19 protein-coding genes are annotated in these 21,406 nt (G+C 61.2%); all 19 read left to right on the plus strand.

The features are described from left to right. Positions 1–8 precede the first annotated feature (8 nt). The 19 genes from flgD to EGJ22_RS13220 all read left to right on the plus strand — a co-directional run bounded on the left by flgD (position 9) and on the right by EGJ22_RS13220 (position 21,221). Entirely contained in the window at positions 9–710 is a 702-nt protein-coding gene (gene flgD, locus EGJ22_RS13120) for a flagellar hook assembly protein FlgD (RefSeq protein WP_009684244.1), read from the plus strand. Positions 711–738: 28 nt separating this feature from the next. Continuing rightward, a complete protein-coding gene (gene flgE / locus EGJ22_RS13125; RefSeq protein WP_009684243.1) occupies positions 739–2,061 on the plus strand; it encodes a flagellar hook protein FlgE in 1,323 nt (440 codons plus the stop codon). Positions 2,062–2,192: 131 nt separating this feature from the next. Beyond that, positions 2,193–2,375: a hypothetical protein gene (locus tag EGJ22_RS13130; RefSeq protein WP_029887006.1), complete on the plus strand. Its 183-nt coding sequence runs from the start codon at positions 2,193–2,195 to the stop codon at positions 2,373–2,375. Positions 2,376–2,535: 160 nt separating this feature from the next. Then, on the plus strand, positions 2,536–3,276 hold the full coding sequence (locus EGJ22_RS13135) for a flagellar basal body rod protein FlgF (RefSeq protein WP_009684241.1): 741 nt from the start codon (positions 2,536–2,538) through the stop codon (positions 3,274–3,276). A 47-nt stretch (positions 3,277–3,323) separates the two neighbouring features. Next, positions 3,324–4,109, plus strand: a complete 786-nt coding sequence (gene flgG, locus EGJ22_RS13140; RefSeq protein ID WP_009684240.1) for a flagellar basal-body rod protein FlgG — start codon at positions 3,324–3,326, stop codon at positions 4,107–4,109. Between the two features lie 45 nt (positions 4,110–4,154). Then, positions 4,155–4,850 carry a flagellar basal body L-ring protein FlgH gene (flgH, locus tag EGJ22_RS13145; protein WP_029887007.1) on the plus strand — a complete coding sequence of 232 codons (696 nt, stop codon included), beginning with the start codon at positions 4,155–4,157 and terminating at the stop codon, positions 4,848–4,850. 12 nt (positions 4,851–4,862) lie between these two features. Further along, positions 4,863–5,972 (plus strand): flagellar basal body P-ring protein FlgI, encoded by a 1,110-nt coding sequence (locus tag EGJ22_RS13150; protein ID WP_009684238.1) that lies wholly within the window; start codon positions 4,863–4,865, stop codon positions 5,970–5,972. An 11-nt stretch (positions 5,973–5,983) separates the two neighbouring features. After that, entirely contained in the window at positions 5,984–7,138 is a 1,155-nt protein-coding gene (gene flgJ, locus EGJ22_RS13155; protein ID WP_009684237.1) for a flagellar assembly peptidoglycan hydrolase FlgJ, read from the plus strand. Between the two features lie 12 nt (positions 7,139–7,150). Next, positions 7,151–9,193 (plus strand): flagellar hook-associated protein FlgK, encoded by a 2,043-nt coding sequence (gene flgK / locus EGJ22_RS13160; protein ID WP_009684236.1) that lies wholly within the window; start codon positions 7,151–7,153, stop codon positions 9,191–9,193. A 13-nt stretch (positions 9,194–9,206) separates the two neighbouring features. Continuing rightward, positions 9,207–10,769, plus strand: coding sequence for a flagellar hook-associated protein 3 (locus EGJ22_RS13165; protein WP_029887008.1), 1,563 nt, complete (start codon positions 9,207–9,209; stop codon positions 10,767–10,769). Positions 10,770–11,120: 351 nt separating this feature from the next. Further along, the gene (locus tag EGJ22_RS13175; protein WP_009684233.1) at positions 11,121–12,050 is read left to right on the plus strand and encodes a ketoacyl-ACP synthase III; all 930 of its coding nucleotides are present in this window, start codon (positions 11,121–11,123) and stop codon (positions 12,048–12,050) included. 408 nt (positions 12,051–12,458) lie between these two features. Next, positions 12,459–13,883: a flagellin gene (locus EGJ22_RS13185; protein ID WP_009684232.1), complete on the plus strand. Its 1,425-nt coding sequence runs from the start codon at positions 12,459–12,461 to the stop codon at positions 13,881–13,883. Between the two features lie 76 nt (positions 13,884–13,959). After that, the gene (locus tag EGJ22_RS13190; RefSeq protein ID WP_009684231.1) at positions 13,960–14,310 is read left to right on the plus strand and encodes a flagellar protein FlaG; all 351 of its coding nucleotides are present in this window, start codon (positions 13,960–13,962) and stop codon (positions 14,308–14,310) included. A gap of 83 nt (positions 14,311–14,393) precedes the next feature. Continuing rightward, positions 14,394–15,782 carry a flagellar filament capping protein FliD gene (fliD, locus tag EGJ22_RS13195; protein ID WP_009684230.1) on the plus strand — a complete coding sequence of 463 codons (1,389 nt, stop codon included), beginning with the start codon at positions 14,394–14,396 and terminating at the stop codon, positions 15,780–15,782. 125 nt (positions 15,783–15,907) lie between these two features. Beyond that, positions 15,908–16,309 (plus strand): flagellar export chaperone FliS, encoded by a 402-nt coding sequence (gene fliS, locus EGJ22_RS13200; RefSeq protein ID WP_009684229.1) that lies wholly within the window; start codon positions 15,908–15,910, stop codon positions 16,307–16,309. Next, the gene (locus EGJ22_RS13205) at positions 16,278–16,619 is read left to right on the plus strand and encodes a flagellar protein FliT (protein WP_047149861.1); all 342 of its coding nucleotides are present in this window, start codon (positions 16,278–16,280) and stop codon (positions 16,617–16,619) included. The genes fliS and EGJ22_RS13205 overlap by 32 nt, the downstream gene beginning before the upstream one ends. A 169-nt stretch (positions 16,620–16,788) precedes the next feature. Then, positions 16,789–18,264 carry a transcriptional regulator FleQ gene (gene fleQ / locus EGJ22_RS13210; protein WP_029887009.1) on the plus strand — a complete coding sequence of 492 codons (1,476 nt, stop codon included), beginning with the start codon at positions 16,789–16,791 and terminating at the stop codon, positions 18,262–18,264. A gap of 384 nt (positions 18,265–18,648) precedes the next feature. Then, complete coding sequence (locus EGJ22_RS13215) at positions 18,649–19,866, plus strand: PAS domain-containing sensor histidine kinase (RefSeq protein ID WP_009684226.1); 1,218 nt, start codon at positions 18,649–18,651, stop codon at positions 19,864–19,866. Then, positions 19,866–21,221, plus strand: a complete 1,356-nt coding sequence (locus tag EGJ22_RS13220) for a sigma-54 dependent transcriptional regulator (protein WP_029887010.1) — start codon at positions 19,866–19,868, stop codon at positions 21,219–21,221. Before EGJ22_RS13215 ends, EGJ22_RS13220 begins: the two co-directional genes overlap by 1 nt. The last annotated feature ends 185 nt before the right edge of the window (positions 21,222–21,406 follow it).

Genomic DNA, 21,406 nt, shown 5'->3' on the forward strand with positions numbered 1-21,406 from the left:
AAGCCGACATGACCACCACCAATTCCACGACAGACGCTGGCAGCGCGTACCTCACCTCGCTGCAGAAGCAGACGTCGAAAACCGACAGCTCAACCGGTGCTGCCGGCAGTGCACTGGGCAAGGATGCGTTTCTGCAGTTGCTGGTAACCCAGATGCAGAACCAGAACCCGCTCGACCCGCAGGAAAACGGCGAGTTCGTCGCCCAGTTGGCGCAGTTCAGCAGCCTGGAAAGCATGCAGTCGCTCAATGATGCAGTGACCTACATCGCCGCTGGGCTGCAGTCTTCCCAAGCCCTGCAGGCTTCTTCCCTGGTGGGGCGCAATGTGGTCGTGCAGACCGACAAAGCCGTTGTCGACACCAGCAAGGACCTGCGAGGTTCGGTCAACCTGACCTCGTCCAGTACTTCGACTTCGGTGGGCATCTACGACAAGGACGACAAGCTGGTGCGCACCATCGACCTGGGTACCCAGAAAGCCGGCAGTATCGACTTTACCTGGGACGGCCTGGACGATGACGGTGAAGTCGCGGCTGCCGGGACCTATACCTTCAAGGCCACGGCCTCGATCGATGGCCAGGCCACCAGCATGACCACCAACCTGCCAGCGTCGGTGACCAGCGTGACCATGGGTACCAACGGTTCGGAAATGATGCTCAACCTGGCCGGGCTGGGCAGTGTTGCGCTTTCCAAAATTCAAAGCATCGGCATCTAGGGCCTGAGCAAAACGACAGGAGTTACACATGTCTTTCAACATCGGCCTTAGCGGCCTCTATGCAGCGAACAAGGCCCTTAACGTTACCGGCAACAACATTGCCAACGTCGCCACCACCGGTTTCAAATCGTCGCGTGCCGAGTTCGCCGACCAGTACTCCAACTCCATTCGCGGTACCAGTGCCGGCAAGAGCGTGATCGGCACCGGCGTCAAGACCGCCGCGGTTTCCCAGCTGTTCACCCCGGGCAACATCAATGCCACCGGCCAGGCGCTGGACATGGCCATCGATGGCAACGGTTTCTTCGCCCTGAATGACAACGGTTCGAAGATCTACACCCGTGCCGGCGCGTTCTACAGCGACAAGGAAGGCTATGTGGTCAATGCCGGCGGGGCAAACCTGCAGGGCTATGCGGTCGGTGAGGACGGCAAGATCATCCAGGGTGTTCTGACCGACCTGCAAATTGACACGTCCAACCTGACGCCGAAGCCGACCAGCCTCATCACCGAGAAGATCAACCTCAACTCGGGTGCCACCGCCCCGTCGGTCACGCCGTTCGATCCGACCAACGCCAGTTCCTACAACTTCACCTTCAATACCCCGGTGTATGACAGCCAGGGCAACGAACACCAGATGAATCAGTACTTCATCAAGGACGACGTTACCAATACCTGGTCCATGCACACCACCATCGATGGGCGCAACCCGGCTAACCCGGCTTCTACCACGCCCTTGGTCAACGCCGTGCCGTTCAAGTCCGATGGCACGCTGGACAAGGACGCCATGGCTGCGGGTGACGTGGTCGGCGGCCTGAGCATTGGTGAAGACAAGATCTTCCAGCTCAACGACTGGATTCCGGCGCAGAAAAATGCCGCTGGCGAGTGGTCGGCCAATGGCGCCGTCGCCAACGCCGATGGCGTCAAGCTGGACATGCTCGGCGCCACCCAGTACAACGCCTCATCCGCTGAAATCGCCAAGACCCAGGACGGCTTCGCCACAGGCGAGCTGTCCGGGTTGAGTATCGACCAGAACGGCTACCTGTTCGCCAGCTTCACCAACGGCAAGGACAAGGTGATCGGCCAGGTGGCGATTGCCAATTTCGCCAACCTGCAAGGCCTGACGCCGATTGGCGGCACCAACTGGAAGGAATCCTACGCCTCGGGCGTGCCGGTGATCGGCGCCCCTGATACCGGTACTTTGGGTCAGATTACGGGTGGCGCGTTGGAAGATTCCAACGTCGACCTGACCGGCGAGCTGGTCAACCTGATCAAGGCGCAGAGCAACTACCAGGCCAACGCCAAGACCATTTCCACCGAAAGCACCATCATGCAGACCATCATCCAGATGACTTGATGATGCCTGGGGCTGCACAGCAGCCCTGCGCGACACAAGGCTGCGCCTACAGGTGATCGCGATTCCCTGGAGGCGCAGCCTTTATCGCGATGGGCCGCAAGGCGGTCCCACATTCTGAAAGGTTGACGCTCATGACAAGGCTAATGCTGATAGCCCTGCTGGCCATGACTTTGCCGCTTTCGGCCGCTCCCGCCCCGTTCTACTTATGGCAAAGCCTGGTCACCGGCCGCTACCTGTGTGTGCCCCACAACCCGGGCAAGGGCTGGGTACGCCATGCCGGCCCCTACAACAACGCAGCTTGCCGCAGCCATTGAGCCTACCTTGCCGCAGGCGGCAATTATCCGCCGACAAACTGACGGTTACTGCCCCGTGGCACGCTGCAAGCCCCGTAAACCGGCTGTTTCAGACTTGGTTCGATTATTGCTTTGAACCTGCCCAGTGACAGCGCGGCAGCGACGCGCAGAAGGAGATACTGTGGACAAGTTGCTTTATGTGGCCATGACCGGTGCCAGCCAGAACGCGCTGGCGCAGAAGGCCCACGCCAACAACCTGGCGAACGTTTCCACCAATGGTTTTCAGCGCGACCTGGAACAGGCCCGCTCGATGCCGGTGTTCGGTGACAGCTTCCCGGCGCGCGCATTCGCCATGACCGAACGGCCTGCGACCGATTTTACCCAGGGGCCCCTGGTGGAAACCGGCCGTGACCTGGACGTGGCGGTGACCGGCAACGGTTTCATCGCGGTACAGGCCCCCGACGGCAGCGAAGCCTATGTGCGCACCGGTAGCTTGAACATCGATGCCCTTGGCGTGCTGCGCGCCGGCAATGGCATGCCGGTGATCGGCAACGGTGGCCCGATCGCCGTACCGCCCGAGCAGAAGGTGGAGGTCGGCGCTGATGGCACCCTCAGTATCCGCTCCATGGGCGAAGACCCGCGGGTGATTGCCGAGGTTGACCGCATCAAGCTGGTCAACCCCGACATCAAGGGCCTGAAGAAGGGCCTGGACGGCCTGATCCACACCACGTCCGGCCAGCCGGCCGATGCCGACGTGAATGTACGGGTCGTGTCGGGCTTTCTGGAAGGCAGCAACGTCAACGCGGTCGAGGAAATGACCTCGGTGCTGGCGTTGTCACGCCAGTTCGAACTGCACGTCAAGATGATGAACACGGCCAAGGAAGGCGACGAAGCCATGGCTCGGGTTTTGCAAATCGGCTAATCACTTTTGAACGCGTGCCGTAAAACAGGCGCACGAGGAGAAATTACATGCTTCCGGCTCTTTGGGTCGCTAAAACCGGCCTGTCCGCACAGGACACCAACCTGACGGTCATTTCCAACAACCTGGCCAACGTCTCGACCACCGGCTTCAAGCGTGATCGTGCCGAGTTCGCCGACCTGCTCTACCAGGTGAAACGCCAGCCTGGCGCCCAGTCGACCCAGGACAGCGAGCTACCCTCGGGCCTGCAGGTCGGTACAGGTGTGCGCATTGTCGGTACCCAGAAAAGCTTCGTCGCCGGCAGCCTGCAAACTACCGAAAACCCGCTGGACATGGCGGTCAACGGGCGTGGCTTCTTCCAGATCCTGCAGCCGGATGGCACCGTTTCCTATACCCGTGACGGTACCTTCCACCTCAATTCCGACGGCCAGATCGTTACCGCCAACGGCTATGCCCTGGAACCCGCGATTGTTGTGCCCAACGATGCTCAGACCTTCACCGTGGGCACCGACGGCACTGTCTCGATCACCACGGCCGGCAACCCGGCTGCGCAGGTGATCGGCAACATCCAGACCGCCGACTTCATCAACCCGGCCGGCCTGCAAGCAATTGGCGACAACCTGTTCCTGGAAACCGCCGCCAGTGGCGCGCCGCAAGTCGGCACCCCGGGGCTGAACGGTTTCGGCACAACCCAGCAGCAGACCTTGGAAAACTCCAACGTCAGCACCGTGGAAGAGCTGGTGAACATGATCACCACCCAGCGCGCCTACGAGATGAACTCCAAGGTCATCTCCACCGCCGACCAGATGCTGTCGTTCGTTACCCAGCAGCTCTAAGCCGCCTTGTACTTTCGTTACACCCGTGCCCGTGAGGTAAGCGTCATGAATCGTCTGTTGTCCGTTTTCGCCCTGGGGGGGGCGGTGTTGCTGGCAGGTTGCGTCGCGCCGACGCCCAAGCCCAACGACCCGTACTATGCGCCGGTGTTGCCGCGCACCCCATTGCCGGCAGCGGCCAACAACGGTTCGATCTACCAGGCCGGTTTCGAGCAGAACCTTTACAGCGACCGCAAAGCGTTCCGGGTGGGTGACATCATCACCATCACCCTCAACGAGAAAACCTCGGCCAGCAAGAACGCCGGGTCGCAGATTGCCAAGAACAGCAAGACCAATATCGGCCTGACGTCGCTGTTCGGTGGCACACCGAACACCAACAACCCGTTTGGCGGCGGCGACCTGTCGCTGGAGGCGGGCTACAGCGGTGACCGCGCCACCAAGGGCGATAGCAAGGCGACCCAGGGCAACACCCTGACCGGCTCGATCACCGTAACGGTGGCCGAAGTACTGCCCAACGGCATCATCGCGGTGCGCGGTGAAAAGTGGCTGACCCTGAACACCGGCGAAGAGTTGGTGCGCATTGCCGGCATGGTCCGTGCCGACGACATCGCCACCGATAACACCGTACCGTCCACCCGTGTGGCCGACGCGCGCATTACCTACTCCGGTACCGGCTCGTTCGCCGATGCCAGCCAGCCTGGTTGGTTGGACCGCTTCTTCCTCAGCCCGCTTTGGCCTTTCTGAGTACGGATGACCATGTTCAACGTGAGGCAGCTGATTGCCGCAACCCTGCTCCTGTCCTGTGCCTGTGTGGCCCAGGCCGAGCGCCTGAAGGACATCGCCAGTATTTCTGGCGTGCGCTCCAACCAGTTGATTGGCTATGGCCTGGTGGTTGGCCTGAACGGTACGGGTGACCAGACCACCCAGACCCCGTTTACCCTGCAAACCTTCAACAACATGCTGTCGCAGTTCGGCATCAAGGTGCCGCCAGGCTCCGGTAACGTGCAGTTGAAAAACGTCGCTGCCGTGTCGGTGCATGCCGACTTGCCGCCGTTCGCCAAGCCGGGCCAGGTGGTCGACATTACCGTGTCCTCGATCGGTAACTCGAAGAGCCTACGCGGCGGCAGCCTGCTGATGACCCCGCTCAAGGGGATTGACGGTAACGTCTACGCCATCGCCCAGGGCAACCTGGTGGTCGGCGGCTTCGACGCCGAGGGCCGCGACGGCTCGAAGATCACCGTCAACGTTCCGTCGGCGGGTAGGATTCCAGGTGGTGCCAGCGTGGAGCGGGCCGTGCCAAGCGGCTTCAACCAGGGCAATACCCTGACCTTGAACCTGAACCGCCCCGATTTCACCACTGCCAAACGTATCGTCGACAAAGTCAACGACCTGCTGGGCCCGGGTGTGGCCCAGGCGGTGGACGGTGGCTCGGTGCGGGTCAGTGCGCCGATGGACCCAAGCCAGCGCGTGGACTACCTGTCGGTCCTGGAAAACCTGGAAATCGATCCCGGCCAGGCGGTGGCCAAAGTCATCATCAATTCGCGTACCGGTACCATCGTCATTGGCCAGAACGTGAAGGTTTCCCCAGCGGCGGTGACCCACGGCAGCCTGACCGTGACCATTACCGAAGACCCGATCGTCAGCCAGCCGGGCCCGCTCTCCAACGGCCAGACTGCCGTGGTGCCACGCTCGCGGGTCAATGCGGAGCAGGAGGCCAAGCCGATGTTCAAGTTCGGCCCAGGCACCACGCTGGATGAAATCGTCCGCGCGGTGAACCAGGTGGGCGCAGCGCCCGGTGACCTCATGGCCATTCTCGAAGCCCTGAAACAGGCCGGCGCCCTGCAAGCCGACCTGATCGTGATCTGAGGCCGCCGCCAATGAACAGCAAAAGCCTGGTTTCCGGTAGTGCCGACAGCGGCGCCTACACCGACCTCAACCGCCTCAACGCGCTCAAGCAGGGTGACCGCGACAGCGAAGCCAATGTGCGCAAGGTGGCCCAGGAGTTCGAGTCGCTATTCATCAGCGAAATGCTCAAGGCCTCGCGCAAGGCCAGCGATGTGCTGGCTGACGACAACCCGATGAACACCGAAACGGTCAAGCAGTACCGAGACATGTACGACCAGCAACTGGCCGTAAGCATGTCCCGCGAGGGGGGCGGCATCGGCTTGCAGGACGTGCTGGTGCGCCAGCTGACCAAGGGCCGCAGCGCTTCGATCAACACCAGCCCATTCCCGCGGGTGGATAACGCAGGCCCGGCCTTGTGGGGCAACAAGGTGGCAGAGCCGGCACATGCCACCCCGCCGGCCAGCGCCCGCAACGACGTGGCTGCGCTCAATTCGCGGCGCCTGGCCCTGCCCAGCAAGCTCACCGACCGCCTGCTGGCCGGTATCGTGCCCTCGGCGGCTACGGCCAACGCTGCTGCCGTGCCGGCGCGTGAAGGCCAGCAAGTGGCCAAGGCTTTCGCCGTGCCGGACTCGGGGCTGCGCATTGTCGGTCGCGCCGTGGCCCAGCCGCCACTGGCACCGAAAAAAGCCTTTGCCGACAGCGACGAATTCGTCGCCACCATGCTGCCGATGGCTGAGCAGGCAGCCAAGCGCATCGGCATCGACCCGCGCTACCTGGTGGCCCAGGCTGCACTGGAAACCGGTTGGGGCAAATCGGTCATGCGCAATAGCGACGGCAGCAGCAGCCACAACCTGTTTGGCATCAAGGCCACCGGCAACTGGCAGGGCGAGCAGGCGCGCGCGATCACCAGCGAGTTCCGCGATGGCCAGTTCGTCAAGGAAACCGCAGCGTTTCGCAGCTACGACTCGTACCAGGACAGTTTCCACGACCTGGTGACCTTGTTGCAGAGTAATTCCCGCTATCAAGGTGCACTGGATTCGGCCGATAACCCAGAGCAGTTTGCAAGAGAGCTGCAAAAGGCAGGTTATGCGACCGACCCGGGCTATGCGCGCAAGATCATCAGCATCGCCCAGCAAATGCAGTCAACCCCGCAATACGCCATGGCTGGCAGAACCACGAACTTATAAAAGGACTAAAGCATGTCGAGCCTGATTTCGATTGGCCTGAGTGGCCTGAATGCCAGCCAGGCGGCATTGTCGGTAACCAGTAACAACATCGCCAACGCCGCGACCAGTGGCTATTCGCGCCAGCAGACGCTGCAGGCTGCGGGGCCCTCGCACAACATCGGCGCGGGGTTCCTGGGGACCGGCACCACGCTGGCCGATGTGCGCCGCATCTACAGCTCCTACCTGGACAACCAACTGCAGACGGCCACCTCGCTGCAGGCGGACTCGGCCACCTTTCAGGACCAGATCACCAGTGTCGACAAACTGTTGGCCGACCGTGACACGGGTATCAGCTCGGTGCTCACGGCATTTTTCGCGGCCATGCAGACGGCCGCAGCCAAGCCAGGTGATGTCGCCTCGCGGCAGCTGTTGCTGACTCAGGCGCAAACCCTGAGCAACCGGTTCAACGCGGTGAGCACCCAGTTGTCCCAGCAGAACGCCACGATCAACTCCCAGCTCGATACCATGGCCGGGCAGGTGAACAAGCTCACCGCCAGCATTGCCGAGTACAACAAGCAGATCACGGCGGCCAGTGCCTCTGGTAACACCCCCAACAGCCTGCTGGATGCGCGCGGTGAAGCGGTACGCCAGCTCAATGAGCTGGTGGGGGTGACGGTGCAGGAGCGCGACGGCAACTACGACGTGTACCTGGGCAGTGGCCAGTCGCTGGTTACCGGCACCAAGGCCAATACCTTGTCGGTGGAGCCGGGGGTGGCCGACAAGAGCCAGGTTGGCCTGCGTATCAACTATGACTCGTTCAGCTCGGACGTGACCTCGGTGATTTCTGGTGGCGCCATCGGCGGTTTGCTGCGCTATCGCCAGGATGTGCTCACGCCGTCGATGAACGAGCTCGGCCGTGTTGCCCTGGTGGTCGCCGACAGCATCAACAGCCAGTTGGGGCAGGGCCTGGATGCCAATGGCCAGTTCGGCAGCTCGCTGTTTTCCAGCATCAACAGTGCCACCGCCATTGCCCAGCGCAGCCTCGCGTCGTCGAACAACAGTGCCGGCTCCGGCAACCTGGATGTCACCATCGCCGACAGCGGGGCACTGACCACCTACGACTACGAAGTGAAGTTCACCAGCGCCAACCAGTACAGCGTGCGCCGCTCCGACGGTACCGACATGGGCAGCTTTGACCTCAATGCCGACCCGGCGCCGGTGATCGACGGGTTCAGCCTGGCGTTGAAAGGCGGTGGCCTGGCGGCCGGCGACAGCTTCAAGGTCATCCCGACCCGTGCCGCTGCCGGTAGCATCACCACCACCCTGACCGACGCCAACAAGCTGGCTTTCGCCGGGCCGATCAGTGCCAACGCGGGCAGTGGCAACAGCGGCACCGGCACCATCACCCAGCCGACGCTGGGTGAAGCGCTGGACATTTACGGCGGTGCCGACACCGCGTTGATCCAGCAGTCGATTCGCGACTCGATGCCGGTGCGCGTGGTGTTCGACGCCGCCAGTGGCGGTTCGCAGGGCTACAAGCTGTTCGATGCCAAGGGCACCCAGATCGGCACGGGCAGTGTGGTGCCAGGGCAGGACAACAAGCTGTCCATCGCGGTGCCAATGCTGGATGGTTCGGGCAACCCGATTCTGGATGGCAGCGGCAACCCGCGTACCTTCAGTGTCGAGACCACCATCGGCGGCAGCCCTGCCGCCAACGACAGCTTTACCCTGTCGTTCAATGCCGACGGCAAGGCGGATAACCGCAATGCCACGGCGCTCCTGGAGCTGCAGACCAAGTCGACGGTCAATACCGGCTCGGGTGGCGGTACCAGCTTCACGTCTGCCTACGCCTCGCTGGTCGAGCGCGTGGGGGCCAAGGCCAACCAGGCGTCCATCGACACCACCGCCACCGAAGCGGTGCTCAAGTCCGCCAGCGAAAGCCGCAGCGCGGTGTCCGGGGTCAACCTGGATGACGAAGCGGCCAGCCTGGTCAAGTTCCAGCATTACTACACGGCGTCTTCGCAGATCATCAAGGCGGCGCAAGAAACCTTCAGCACCCTGATCAACGCTTTGTAAGGAGTAGACTATCGTGCGTATTTCCACTGCTCAGTTCTATGAGGCCAGCGCCAGTAGCTACTCCAAGAACTTCTCCAGCATGAACAAGACCAACGATCAGGTGACTTCGGGTATTCGCATCCAGACAGCGGCTGATGACCCGGTCGGTGCTGCGCGCCTGTTGCTGCTGCAACAGCAGCAGTCGTTGCTGGACCAGTACAGCGGCAACATCAATACGGTCAGCAATGCGCTGCTGCAGGAAGAGAGCGTACTCTCCACCATCAACGATGCGATGCAGCGCGCCAGCGAGTTGGCGATCCGCGCCGGTGGCGCCGGCGTCACCGACTCCGATCGCGTGGCCATCAGTACCGAGTTGAAGGAGATCGAGGCCAACATCTTCGGCCTGCTCAACTCGCGCGATGCCAATGGCGACTACATGTTCGGCGGCTCGAAAAGCACCACGCCGCCTTACGTCCGTAATTCCGATGGTACCTACAGCTATCACGGTGACCAGACCCAGCTGAGCCTGCAGGTCTCCGATACCCTGAACCTGGCCACCAACGACACCGGTTTCAGCATCTTCGACTCGGCCAGCAACAAAAGTCGCACCCAGTCGAGCTTGCTGGTGCCCGCCACCGACGACAACGTGGTCGGCGTATCGTCGGGGCTGTTGACATCGAGCACCACCTACAACAACAGCTTCACGGCGGGCCAGCCCTACAAGCTGACCTTCACCAGCGCGACCCAGTACACCATCACCGACGCCAGCGGCAGGGACATCACCTCCGAAACTGCCACCAACGGGACCTTCGACAGCAACACCGAGGGTGCCAACAAGATTGCCCTGCGTGGCGTTGAGTTCGAAATCACCGTCACCCTGGAAGAGGGCGCCGATGCCGATGCGGCCGTGGCGGGGCGTGAGTTCTCGCTGCAAGCGCGTCCGGACTCGTTCAATGCCACCCGCAACGGCAGCAACAGCTCCAGCGCCCAGATCACCGGCAGCAGCGTCACCGATGAAACCGCCTACCGCAGTACCTTCCCCAGCAATGGTGCGGTGATCAAGTTCACCGGCCCCGGCGCCTATGAGCTGTACGCCCAGCCATTGACCGCCGATAGCAAGGCGATTGCCAGCGGCACCTTCACGGCGCCTTCGCTGACGGTGGCCGGGGTGACCTACGAGATGTCCGGCTCGCCAGAGGCCGGTGACCAATTCGCGATCACCGCCAATACCCACCAGAACCAGAACGTGCTGGAAACCATCAGCCAGTTGCGTGCTGCCCTGGATACCCCGGTCACCGGCACGGGCGAAGCCAACGCACTGAAAGACGCGGCTGCCTCGGCCATCGCCAACCTGGCCAGTGCCCGCGAGCAGGTCGATATTACCCGTGGCTCGATTGGTGCCCGTGGTAACTCGCTGGAGATCCAGCGGCAGGAGAACACCAGCCTGGGCCTGGCCAACAAGACGACCCAGAACGCCATCGGCAACACCGACATGTCGCAGGCTGCCATTACCCTGACGTTGCAGCAGGCCATGCTGGAGGCCTCGCAGCTGGCCTTCTCGCGCATCTCGCAGTTGAGCCTGTTCAACAAACTCTAAGCTGGCTTTTCGATCGCTGGGGCCGCTTTGCGGCCCTTCGCGGGCTTGCCCGCTCCCACAGGGCATTCGCAGGCCTTCAAGCACACGCAAAACCTGTGGGAGCGGGCAAGCCCGCGAAGAGGCGCAAAGCGGCCCCAGCTTTTATGCTCGCGAAAACCCAGTCCCCGCACCCTCTGCAAGGCTTTCGTAGCATTTCAATGTGACCAATGAGTCAAAACGGTCATCTTCCCTGTATTCTATGCAGCAGCTGTTGCAGCATTTTGTTACCGGCGCGCAGGCGAGCGCTGCCGGTATTTGGCGCCCTCAATTCATCGAGTGGTGGTCTTTGGCTGTTTTCATTGGGAAGCCAGAATGATTGGCATCAAAAGCATCGCGAGTTACGTGCCTACCGCTGGCCTGGACAACTATGTCCAGGGTGCGAAGTTCGGCAAGGACGAAGAGTTCATGTTCGGCAAGATCGGCGCCTCTTTCCTGCCGCGCAAGGCCGCAGAACAGGAAACCTCCGACCTGTGCGTAGAAGCCGCCCAGGCCCTGTTCGCCAGCAACCCTGACCTGGATCCGCAGTCGATCGATGCGTTGATCGTGGTCACCCAGAACGGTGACGAAGAAGGCCTGCCGCACACCGCTGCCATCGTTCAGAGCAAGCTGGGCCTTTCCACCCGGGTAGCGGCGTTCGATGTGTCGCTGGGCTGCTCGGGCTATGTGTATGGCTTGTATGCGATCAAGGGCTTCATGGAAGCGGCAGGGCTGAAAAATGGCTTGCTGATCACTGCCGACCCGTACTCGAAGATCGTCGACCCGGAAGACCGTAACACCACCATGCTGTTTGGCGACGCCGCCACGGCTACCTGGATGGGTGAAGGCGCGGTCTGGAAGTTGGGCCAGGCGCGTTTCGGCACCGACGGGTCCGGCGCTGAACACCTCAAGGTCAGCGATGGCAAGTTCTTCATGAACGGCCGCCAGGTATTCAACTTCGCCTTGATCAAGGTGCCGGCGCACCTGCATGAGTTGCTGGACGCCAGCGGCCTGCAGTCATCGGATATCGACGCCTTCTGCATCCACCAGGGTAGCGCGGCGATTGTCGACGCGGTCGCGCGCCGTTTCGAAGAGCAGCACCCCGAGAAGTTCGTCAAGGACATGCTCGAAACCGGCAACACTGTGTCGTCCAGCGTGCCACTGCTGCTGCAGAAGCACATGCTCGACGGCAGCTGGAAGCGCGTGGCCATCAGCGGCTTTGGCGTGGGGCTGTCGTGGGGCTCGGCCATTCTCTATCGCGACTGACCCTCAGCCCGTTCCCAAAAGCGCCCGGCGGCCACCGCCCGGCGCTTTTTTTATGCCTGGACCAACAGGCACGGGCCTCACCTAGTCCCTGTGGGAGCGGGCATGCCCGCGAAAAAATCAACGCGGTGGATGGCACCGGCATTGCCGGTGTTCGCGGGCGCGCCCGCTCCCACAGGGGAGGGTGGGGGCTGGCAATGCCATCAAGCCTGTTCAGCAGCGGAATTTGACGCCAATAAACCGCCCTTAACCCCTTGATTTCTCAGGGCTGGCCTCCTGCCAGCATTTTTTTTTCGAAAAAACCCTCAAGCAACTCGCGCACCCGACGATAACTATTACGAAGGTTCTCTAGGCCAATCCGGCGGTTGCCAAGGCCGGAAGCCGCAGTACCCATCCAACGAGGATTTCGTCATGCCGTTAACCGTTAATACCAACATTGCGTCGATCACTACCCAGGGCAACCTGACCAAGGCGAGCAACGCCCAGACCACTTCGATGCAGCGTCTGTCCTCGGGTCTGCGCATCAACAGCGCTAAAGACGACGCTGCCGGCCTGCAGATCAGCAACCGTCTGACCAGCCAGATCAACGGCCTGGGCCAGGCTGTGAAAAACGCCAACGACGGTATCTCGATTGCCCAGACCGCTGAAGGCGCGATGCAGGCTTCGACCGACATCCTGCAGAAAATGCGTACACTGGCACTGTCCTCGGCTACTGGCTCCCTGAGCGCCGACGACCGTAAGTCGAACAACGACGAATACCAAGCTCTGACTGCAGAACTGACCCGTATCTCGCAGACCACCACCTTCGGCGGTCAAAAGCTGCTGGACGGTTCTTATGGCACCAAGGCCATTCAGGTTGGTGCAAATGCAAACGAAACGATCAACCTGTCGCTGGAGAACGTAGCGGCAAATCAGATCGGTTCCCAGCAGGTGAAGAGTATTACAGCCTCTCCGAAAGCAACCGGTCTGACTGGCGGTGATCTCACTGTAACTGGTAATGGTCAGAGTGAGGACTTCAAGGTTAAAGCTGGCGCCTCTGCAAAAGAAATCGCCAAAGGTCTTAATGGTATCATTGGTGGTCTTACCGCCACTGCTAGTACTGAAGTTAGCTTCACTGTAGATGCAGCTGCTTCAACCACGCCAGCGGATTTCACGATTACTGTGGGTGACCAAGACGTCACACTGCTGGGCGTGAGGGACACGGCTTCGCTTGCTGATCAGCTGAAGTCCAACTCCGCGAAATTGGGCATTAGCGTTAACTATGATGAAAGCAATGGCTCACTTTCCATCAAGTCTGACACCGGTGAAAACGTTGCTTTCTCTGACACCAACGCTGGTGCCGTTGCTGCAATTAAAGTTGCAAGCAAAGGTGGTGATGGCCTCTATAGCACCGCTGTTGCGATTGCTGACACAATGATCGCTACTGGTGCAGTATCTCTGGATTCTGCGAAAGGCTATTCTTTGACCAGTGCTGGTACAGCAGTTACTGAGCTGTTTGGCGCGAAAGGCACTTCTGAAAAAACAACTATTGCCCAAACTGATGTAACCGACGCAACCAAGGCACAAAACGCCTTGGCCGTCATCGACAAGGCCATCGGCTCCATCGACAGCGTCCGTTCGGGCCTGGGTGCTACCCAGAACCGTCTGCAAACCACCGTCGACAACCTGCAGAACATCCAGAAGAACTCCACCGCTGCCCGTTCCACCGTGCAGGACGTGGACTTCGCTTCGGAAACTGCCGAGCTGACCAAGCAGCAGACCCTGCAGCAGGCTTCGACTGCGATCCTGTCGCAGGCCAACCAGCTGCCATCCTCGGTCCTGAAACTGCTCCAGTAATTCAGGCGCCTGAGTAAAGGGTGAAAGGGCGCGTTTACGTGCCCTTTTGCCTTTTTTGACATGAGGAGTTCGAAACATGGACATGAGTGTCCAGCTGAGCCAAGTGTATCCGTCCGTGTTACCCCAGGCGCCAGTAGCTGATCGGGACTCAGCGGCACCTGCCAAAGTGCAGGAAGTTGCTGCCCCCGAGAAACAGCCGCACTCGCGCGAAGACCTGGAAAAGGCAGTTGGCGAAATTCGTGATTTCGTCCAGTCGAGCCAGCGTCAGCTGGACTTTTTCATTGATGATTCCACGGGTCGGGTTGTAGTCAAGGTGATTGCTACCCAGTCCGGCGAGGTGATCCGGCAGCTTCCGTCGGAACTTGCGCTTAAGTTGGCGCAAAGCCTCAGTGAAGCCAGTAGCTTGCTGTTCGATGATCAGGCGTAGGCTGGCATGATTTTTGTTGTTGTCGATAATTTGATGGATATTTCCGCCAAGGATCCGGCAGCTACTGAACAAGGAGAGCAATGATGGCAGGTACAACAGTCAGTGGTATTGGCTCGGGCATTGACACCCAGGCGATCGTCGAGTCCCTGGTGGCCGCGCAAAAGGCGCCAAAACAGGCCCAGATCAATACCCAAACACTGAAGGCAACCACCACGTTGTCCTCTATTGGCAAGATTCAGGCCGCTCTGGATGCCTTCCGTGGCGCATTAACCACAATGACCGACAGTAACAGCTTCGGTGGACTCAGCCTGAAGTCTTCGGATGAGAAGGTCGCGACCGTGACCATGGGCACCGGGGCCGCAAATGGCTCGTTCAAGCTGATCGTCGACAAGCTGGCGACTGCGTCGAAAGTCTCGACCAAGGTCTATGCGAATGGCGCCGGCTCGGTAGTCAATAGCGGCACCACGTCGACTACCTTGACCATGAGTCAGGGCGGTAAGGACTTTGATCTGAGCGTTCCCCCTGGTGCAACGTTGCAGCAGGTGCGCGATAGCATCAATAGTCAGTTTGGTACGGCAGGTCTGAGTGCCAACGTACTGACTGATGCCAATGGCTCTCGTTTGATTGTCACCTCGACCACGATGGGGGAAGGCTCCGATATTACGCTTTCGGGCAACTCGGGCATCGATACTGGCTATTCCGTAGTCGATGAGCCGACGGACGCCGAGTACACCCTCGATGGCATCGCAATGAAGTCCAAGACCAACGATATCAATGATGCCGTCAGTGGGCTCAATATCAAGTTGGTGGGTATTTCGCCGACGAGCGCCACCAGTGGAGAAAAGACAGCGACCATTTTATCGCTGACTACCAGTTCCACCACCTTGAAGTCGGGCCTCAAGGGTTTCATCGATACCTACAATGCCTTGCTTACGGTTCTGAACGCTGAAACAAAGGTCACCAAGAATGCCGATGGCACCATGACGGCCGCTGCGCTGACCGGTGATGCGACCATGCGCACCTTGATGACTTCCATCCGTGAAGAACTCAATGCGGTGTCGGGCAACGGTACGCTGAAGTCGTTGGCCGCATTTGGTGTAACGTCTGCCCAGGATGGCGGTGCGCTAAGCCTGGACGACAAGAAGTGGGACAAGGCTGCAACCAACAATGCGGCAGATCTGACCAGCATTTTCAATGGCAAGGACGGCCTGCTGGCGCGCCTGCAAAAGGTCACCGAGCCGTTCGCCAAGGCCAGTACCGGTACACTTGCCGCACGCTCCCAGGTGCTCAGTGAAAGCCTGACCAAGCTCAAGGCCGAGCAGGACACCCTGGACGCCCGCATGGAAGCACTGCAAAAAAGCCTGCAGGACAAGTACAACAACATGGATACCTTGGTCACGCAGTTGCGTCAGCAGCAGAACTCGGTACTCAGCACGCTCAACGCGTTGAACAAGTCGAACAGCGACGATTGATCCATGAGTATTGCATGAAGCCTGGGCACAGTGCCCAGCTTCATGTCATCGGCCGGTAAAGTTTTTCTCGATCCGCCCGATACAAGGAATATCTCCCCTAAGCCTGCCCGTCACGAGGTCGCAAGATGAATCCCATGAGAGCCCTTCGTCAGTACCAGAAGGTCAATTCCCATGCTCAGATTTCCGAAGCCACGCCGCATCGCCTGGTGCAGATGCTGATGGAGGGAGGTCTCGATCGGATGGCCCAGGCCAAGGGTGCTATGGCGCGCGGTGACATCGCCGAGAAGGGGCTGATGCTGGGCAAGGCGATCGACATCATCATCGGCCTGCGTGACGGCCTGCAGCCGGAGAAAAGCGAAAACCCCGAGTATGTGGAAAACCTCGACGCCCTCTATGTATACATGACCAACCGGCTCATGCAGGCGAATGTCGACAACGATGCCAGCATCATCGACGAAGTTGCGCAACTGCTAATTACCGTGAAAAGCGGTTGGGATGGCATTGCCGACGCCCAGCCCGCCAGCTGACGGCAAGGAGATTAACGTGAACGCACTGCAACGCCTCGATGACACCTGCGATGCCCTGATCGGCGCTCTTGGTGAACGTGACTGGGACGCTATTGCCAAGTTGGATGTGGCATGTCGCACCTGCATCGACGAGGTACTGGAAAACCACACGATGGACCAGGGGTTGCTGCGCGAAAAGCTGGAAGGGGTTTTGGAGGTCTACCGCAACCTCATCGATGTGACAACCGGTGAACGCCAGGCAATTGCCGAAGAGATGATGCAGATCAACCAAGCAAAAAATGCTTCAAAGGTATATCATCTCTTCAGGTAAGATGCGCACAACATTAGAAAAGGCGCCATAAATTTGACTGTATGGCCCTTTTTGACTTAACTAGTGGCTGTTTTCGAATTCCAGACGTCCGAACACTGACCATTCAGTCGGAATGATGTCGAGCATGCCCCTTGCAGGGTGCCGATATGACTAGGGAAGTTGCTATTGCATGTGGCGTGAAACCAAGATCCTGCTGATCGATGACGACAGCGCGCGCCGCCGCGACCTCGCGGTGGTGCTGAACTTTCTCGGCGAAGAAAACCTCGCGTGCGCCAGCCACGACTGGCAGCAGGCGGTGGAGCCTTTGGCCTCGAGCCGTGAAGTGCTGTGCGTGCTTATCGGCGCTGTAAACGCCCCTGGCAATGTGCTTGGGTTGCTTAAGACAGTGGCTGCATGGGATGAGTTCCTTCCTGTTCTACTTTTAGGTGAAATTTCTTCTGCAGACCTGCCGGAGGAGCTTCGCCGCCGCGTCCTTTCCAACCTGGAAATGCCGCCAAGCTACAGCCAGCTGCTCGATTCGCTGCACCGTGCCCAGGTCTATCGCGAGATGTACGACCAGGCACGCGAGCGCGGTCGCCAGCGCGAACCCAACCTGTTCCGCAGCTTGGTCGGCACCAGTCGTGCCATCCAGCACGTGCGGCAGATGATGCAGCAGGTGGCCGATACCGACGCCAGTGTGCTGATCCTGGGTGAGTCAGGCACCGGCAAAGAGGTGGTCGCGCGCAACCTGCACTACCACTCCAAGCGCCGCGACGCGCCGTTCGTGCCGGTCAACTGCGGCGCGATCCCTGCCGAGTTGCTGGAAAGCGAGCTGTTCGGCCACGAGAAGGGTGCCTTCACCGGGGCGATCACCAGCCGTGCCGGGCGTTTCGAACTGGCCAACGGCGGTACCCTGTTCCTCGACGAAATCGGCGACATGCCGTTGCCGATGCAGGTCAAGCTGCTGCGCGTGCTGCAGGAGCGCACCTTCGAGCGCGTGGGCAGCAACAAGACCCAGAGCATTGATGTGCGCATCATTGCCGCTACGCACAAGAACCTCGAGAACATGATCGAGGACGGCACCTTCCGCGAAGACCTGTACTACCGGCTGAACGTGTTCCCCATCGAGATGGCACCGCTGCGCGAGCGGGTGGAAGACATTCCGCTGCTGATGAACGAGCTGATCTCGCGCATGGAGCACGAGAAACGCGGTTCCATCCGTTTCAATTCCGCTTCGATCATGTCGTTGTGCCGCCATGGCTGGCCGGGCAACGTGCGTGAGCTGGCCAACCTGGTCGAGCGCATGGCGATCATGCACCCGTACGGGGTGATTGGCGTGTCCGAGCTGCCGAAGAAGTTTCGTTACGTCGATGACGAAGACGAGCAGATGGTCGACAGCCTGCGCAGCGACCTGGAAGAGCGCGTGGCGATCAATGGCAATACGCCGAATTTCGGCAGTCATGCGATGCTGCCGCCTGAAGGCCTGGACCTGAAGGACTACCTGGGTAGCCTGGAGCAGGGCCTGATCCAGCAGGCGCTGGACGATGCCAACGGTATCGTTGCGCGCGCGGCTGAGCGTTTGCGTATTCGTCGCACCACATTGGTGGAGAAGATGCGCAAGTACGGCATGAGCCGCCAGGGGGGCGAGGAGCAGGCGGAGGATTGATGGGGGCGTCGGGGTGTTCACCTCGACCTTTCTAGTGCCTGTTAGATCGAGCGCCGCCCGCGCGGCGCATCGCGAGCTGGCGCTCGCTCCTACGTTTGTTTCGGGCCAGTGAGGCCTCTGACAGGCGCGCGCGACCGCCTTGTTCGTACGACGCGATATTGAGCCATGCGCCAAGGCATTCGCGCGCAAATCCCCCAGGAATAATTGGCCCGAAACAAACGTAGGAGCGAGCGCCAGCTCGCGATGCGCCGCGCGGGCGGCGCTCGATTTGCGCCCCCGCCATAAATCTCAAGCCAAGCGTTATGCCCCCATCCCCGGCACGGCTATTGCTACACCGCTGGCACCACACCGTTTTTATGACGGTCAGCCACGCGAGAGAGCACGATGCCCCAGGCCGCCAAACTATCCCGAGCCCCCGGTCCGCAGGGGCATACCCCGGTCGAGCAGGACAGCCGCCAGGGTATCGAGCACACCTTCGCCCTGTTCAATCAGGTGTCCAGCCAGCTGAGCCAGTCCTACAGCCTGCTCGAAGCCCGGGTCAGCGAGCTGAAGGGCGAACTGGCGGTGGTCAGCGCCCAGCGCATCGACGAACTGAGTGAAAAGGAACGCCTGGCCAACCGCCTGCAGAACCTGCTGGACCTGCTGCCTGGCGGGGTGATCGTGATCGATGGCCAAGGCCTTGTGCGTGAAGCCAACCCGGCCGCCTGCCAACTGCTCGGCGAGCCGTTGCTCGGCCAGCTGTGGCGCCAGGTGATCGCCCGCAGCTTTGCACCGCGCAAGGACGACGGCCATGAAGTCTCGCTACGCGACGGCCGCCGCCTGTCCATCGCCACCCGTTCCCTGGACGCCGAGCCTGGCCAGTTGGTGCTGCTCAACGACCTGACTGAAACCCGACGCCTGCAGGACCAGTTGGCGCGCCATGAGCGCCTGTCGGCGCTGGGGCGCATGGTCGCCTCGCTGGCACATCAGATCCGTACCCCCTTGTCGGCAGCCATGCTCTACGCCAGCCATCTGGCCGACAGCGCGCACGAGCTTGATGCCGAAACCCGCCAGCGCTTTGCCGCGACCTTGAAAGAGCGCCTGCACGAACTGGAACACCAGGTGCGCGACATGCTGGTATTCGCCCGTGGCGAGCTGCCGCTGGGCGATCGGCTCACCCCCAAGGCCCTGTTCCAGGCCTTGCAGCAGGCCGCCCAGGCCCATGTGCAGGGGCACGCCGTGCGCTGGCAGTGCGACAGCCACCTGGGTGAGCTGCTCTGCAATCGGGACACCCTGGTGGGGGCGTTGCTCAACCTGATCGAGAATGCCTTGCAGGCCAGCGAAGGCCCGGCGCAGTTGAAAGTGCACCTGTACCGCCGCCAGCGCACCCTGCACCTGTGCGTGTGTGATGCCGGCAGCGGCATCGACGCCAGCTTGTTGGCGCGCCTGGGTGAGCCGTTTCTGACCACCAAGGCCACCGGCACCGGCCTGGGGCTGGCGGTGGTCAAGGCGGTGGTGCGGGCGCACCAGGGCAGCCTGAGCCTGCGCTCCAAGGTCGGTCGTGGCACCTGCGTGCGGGTCGAGCTGCCGTTGATCGACGGGCAATTGGCGGAGGGCGTGTAATGGCGATCAAGGTGCTGCTGGTCGAGGATGACCGCGTATTGCGCCAGGCCCTGGGTGACACGCTGGCAATCGGCGGCTTTGCCTACCAGGCAGTCGGAAGTGCCGAGGAAGCCCTGGAGGCCTTGCACGATGGCGCCTTCAGCCTGGTGGTGAGCGATGTGAACATGCCCGGCATGGATGGCCACCAGTTGCTCGCGCAGTTGCGCCGCCAGCAACCACAGTTGCCGGTGTTGTTGATGACCGCGCATGCGGCGGTCGAGCGTGCGGTGGAGGCCATGCGCCAAGGGGCTGCCGATTACCTGGTCAAACCGTTCGAGCCCAAGGCGCTGCTCAGCCTGGTCGAGCGGCATGCGGCCGGCCGGGTCACGGGCGAAGAGGGGCCGGTGGCCTGCGAGCCGGCTAGCCGCCAGCTTCTGGAGCTGGCGGCGCGCGTGGCGCGCAGCGATTCCACCGTGCTGATTTCCGGTGAGTCTGGTACCGGCAAGGAAGTGCTGGCGCGCTACATTCACCAGCAATCCCCACGGGCGGCACAGCCCTTTGTGGCGATCAACTGTGCGGCGATCCCCGACAACATGCTCGAAGCCACCTTGTTCGGGCACGAAAAGGGCGCCTTTACCGGTGCCATTGCCTCCCAGCCCGGCAAGTTCGAGCAGGCCGAGGGCGGCACCTTGCTGCTCGACGAAATTTCGGAAATGCCCATGGCACTGCAGGCCAAGCTGTTGCGGGTGCTGCAGGAGCGCGAGGTAGAGCGGGTAGGCGGGCGCAAGCCGGTCAGTCTCGACATTCGGGTATTGGCCACGACCAACCGCGACCTGGCTGGCGAGGTGGCCGCGGGGCGTTTCCGTGAAGACCTGTATTACCGGCTTTCGGTCTTCCCCCTGGCCTGGCGCCCGTTGCGCGAGCGCCCTGGCGACATTTTGCAACTGGCCGAGCGCCTGCTGGCGCGGCATGTGGCGAAGATGAAGCATGCCCCGGTGCGCTTGTCGGCGCAGGCACAGGCCTGTTTGCAAGGCTACGCCTGGCCGGGCAACGTCCGTGAACTGGACAACGCCCTGCAGCGGGCGCTGATTCTGCAGCAGGGCGGGGTGATCGAAGTGGCGGATTTCTGTCTGGCAGGCGCCATTCCCTTGTCAGCTGGCAATGAGCCATTACCGACAGCCGCCGCTGAAGCCAGCGGACTGGGGGATGACATGCGCCGCCACGAGTACCAGATGATCATCGATACCTTGCGCGCTGAGCGTGGCCGCCGCAAGGAAGCCGCCGAACGGCTCGGCATCAGCCCGCGCACCCTGCGCTACAAACTGGCGCAGATGCGCGATGCCGGGTTTGACGTCGAGGCCAGCTTGTTCGGCTGACATGCCCAGTTCGAACGCGCGACGCGGCGTGTGTGGGAGCAGGCGCGCCCGCGAAGAATCCAACGCGCTGCATGGCACCGGCTGCGCCGGTGTTCGCGGGCAAGCCCGCACGGGGATCGCATCAGGGCTGACAGGTGTTTGCCACAAGGTATGCAGCGCCTGTTAGAGCGAGCGCCGCCCGCGCG

Origin of the sequence: Pseudomonas sp. p99-361, assembly GCF_003935475.1 — a bacterium.
Classification (GTDB): Bacteria; Pseudomonadota; Gammaproteobacteria; order Pseudomonadales; family Pseudomonadaceae; genus Aquipseudomonas; species Aquipseudomonas juntendi.

What these genes read in the sequence shown, in the direction of transcription:
- EGJ22_RS13130 (WP_029887006.1), top strand. Translation starts at nt 2,193, where the DNA reads ATGACAAGGCTAATGCTGATAGCCCTGCTGGCCATGACTTTGCCGCTT.
- flgH (WP_029887007.1), top strand. Translation starts at nt 4,155, where the DNA reads ATGAATCGTCTGTTGTCCGTTTTCGCCCTGGGGGGGGCGGTGTTGCTG.
- flgJ (WP_009684237.1), top strand. Translation starts at nt 5,984, where the DNA reads ATGAACAGCAAAAGCCTGGTTTCCGGTAGTGCCGACAGCGGCGCCTAC.
- EGJ22_RS13175 (WP_009684233.1), top strand. Translation starts at nt 11,121, where the DNA reads ATGATTGGCATCAAAAGCATCGCGAGTTACGTGCCTACCGCTGGCCTG.
- EGJ22_RS13150 (WP_009684238.1), top strand. Translation starts at nt 4,863, where the DNA reads ATGTTCAACGTGAGGCAGCTGATTGCCGCAACCCTGCTCCTGTCCTGT.
- EGJ22_RS13205 (WP_047149861.1), top strand. Translation starts at nt 16,278, where the DNA reads ATGGCATTGCCGACGCCCAGCCCGCCAGCTGACGGCAAGGAGATTAAC.
- flgE (WP_009684243.1), top strand. Translation starts at nt 739, where the DNA reads ATGTCTTTCAACATCGGCCTTAGCGGCCTCTATGCAGCGAACAAGGCC.
- EGJ22_RS13220 (WP_029887010.1), top strand. Translation starts at nt 19,866, where the DNA reads ATGGCGATCAAGGTGCTGCTGGTCGAGGATGACCGCGTATTGCGCCAG.
- EGJ22_RS13215 (WP_009684226.1), top strand. Translation starts at nt 18,649, where the DNA reads ATGCCCCAGGCCGCCAAACTATCCCGAGCCCCCGGTCCGCAGGGGCAT.
- EGJ22_RS13190 (WP_009684231.1), top strand. Translation starts at nt 13,960, where the DNA reads ATGGACATGAGTGTCCAGCTGAGCCAAGTGTATCCGTCCGTGTTACCC.
- fleQ (WP_029887009.1), top strand. Translation starts at nt 16,789, where the DNA reads ATGTGGCGTGAAACCAAGATCCTGCTGATCGATGACGACAGCGCGCGC.
- flgK (WP_009684236.1), top strand. Translation starts at nt 7,151, where the DNA reads ATGTCGAGCCTGATTTCGATTGGCCTGAGTGGCCTGAATGCCAGCCAG.
- flgD (WP_009684244.1), top strand. Translation starts at nt 9, where the DNA reads ATGACCACCACCAATTCCACGACAGACGCTGGCAGCGCGTACCTCACC.
- fliS (WP_009684229.1), top strand. Translation starts at nt 15,908, where the DNA reads ATGAATCCCATGAGAGCCCTTCGTCAGTACCAGAAGGTCAATTCCCAT.
- EGJ22_RS13185 (WP_009684232.1), top strand. Translation starts at nt 12,459, where the DNA reads ATGCCGTTAACCGTTAATACCAACATTGCGTCGATCACTACCCAGGGC.
- flgG (WP_009684240.1), top strand. Translation starts at nt 3,324, where the DNA reads ATGCTTCCGGCTCTTTGGGTCGCTAAAACCGGCCTGTCCGCACAGGAC.
- fliD (WP_009684230.1), top strand. Translation starts at nt 14,394, where the DNA reads ATGGCAGGTACAACAGTCAGTGGTATTGGCTCGGGCATTGACACCCAG.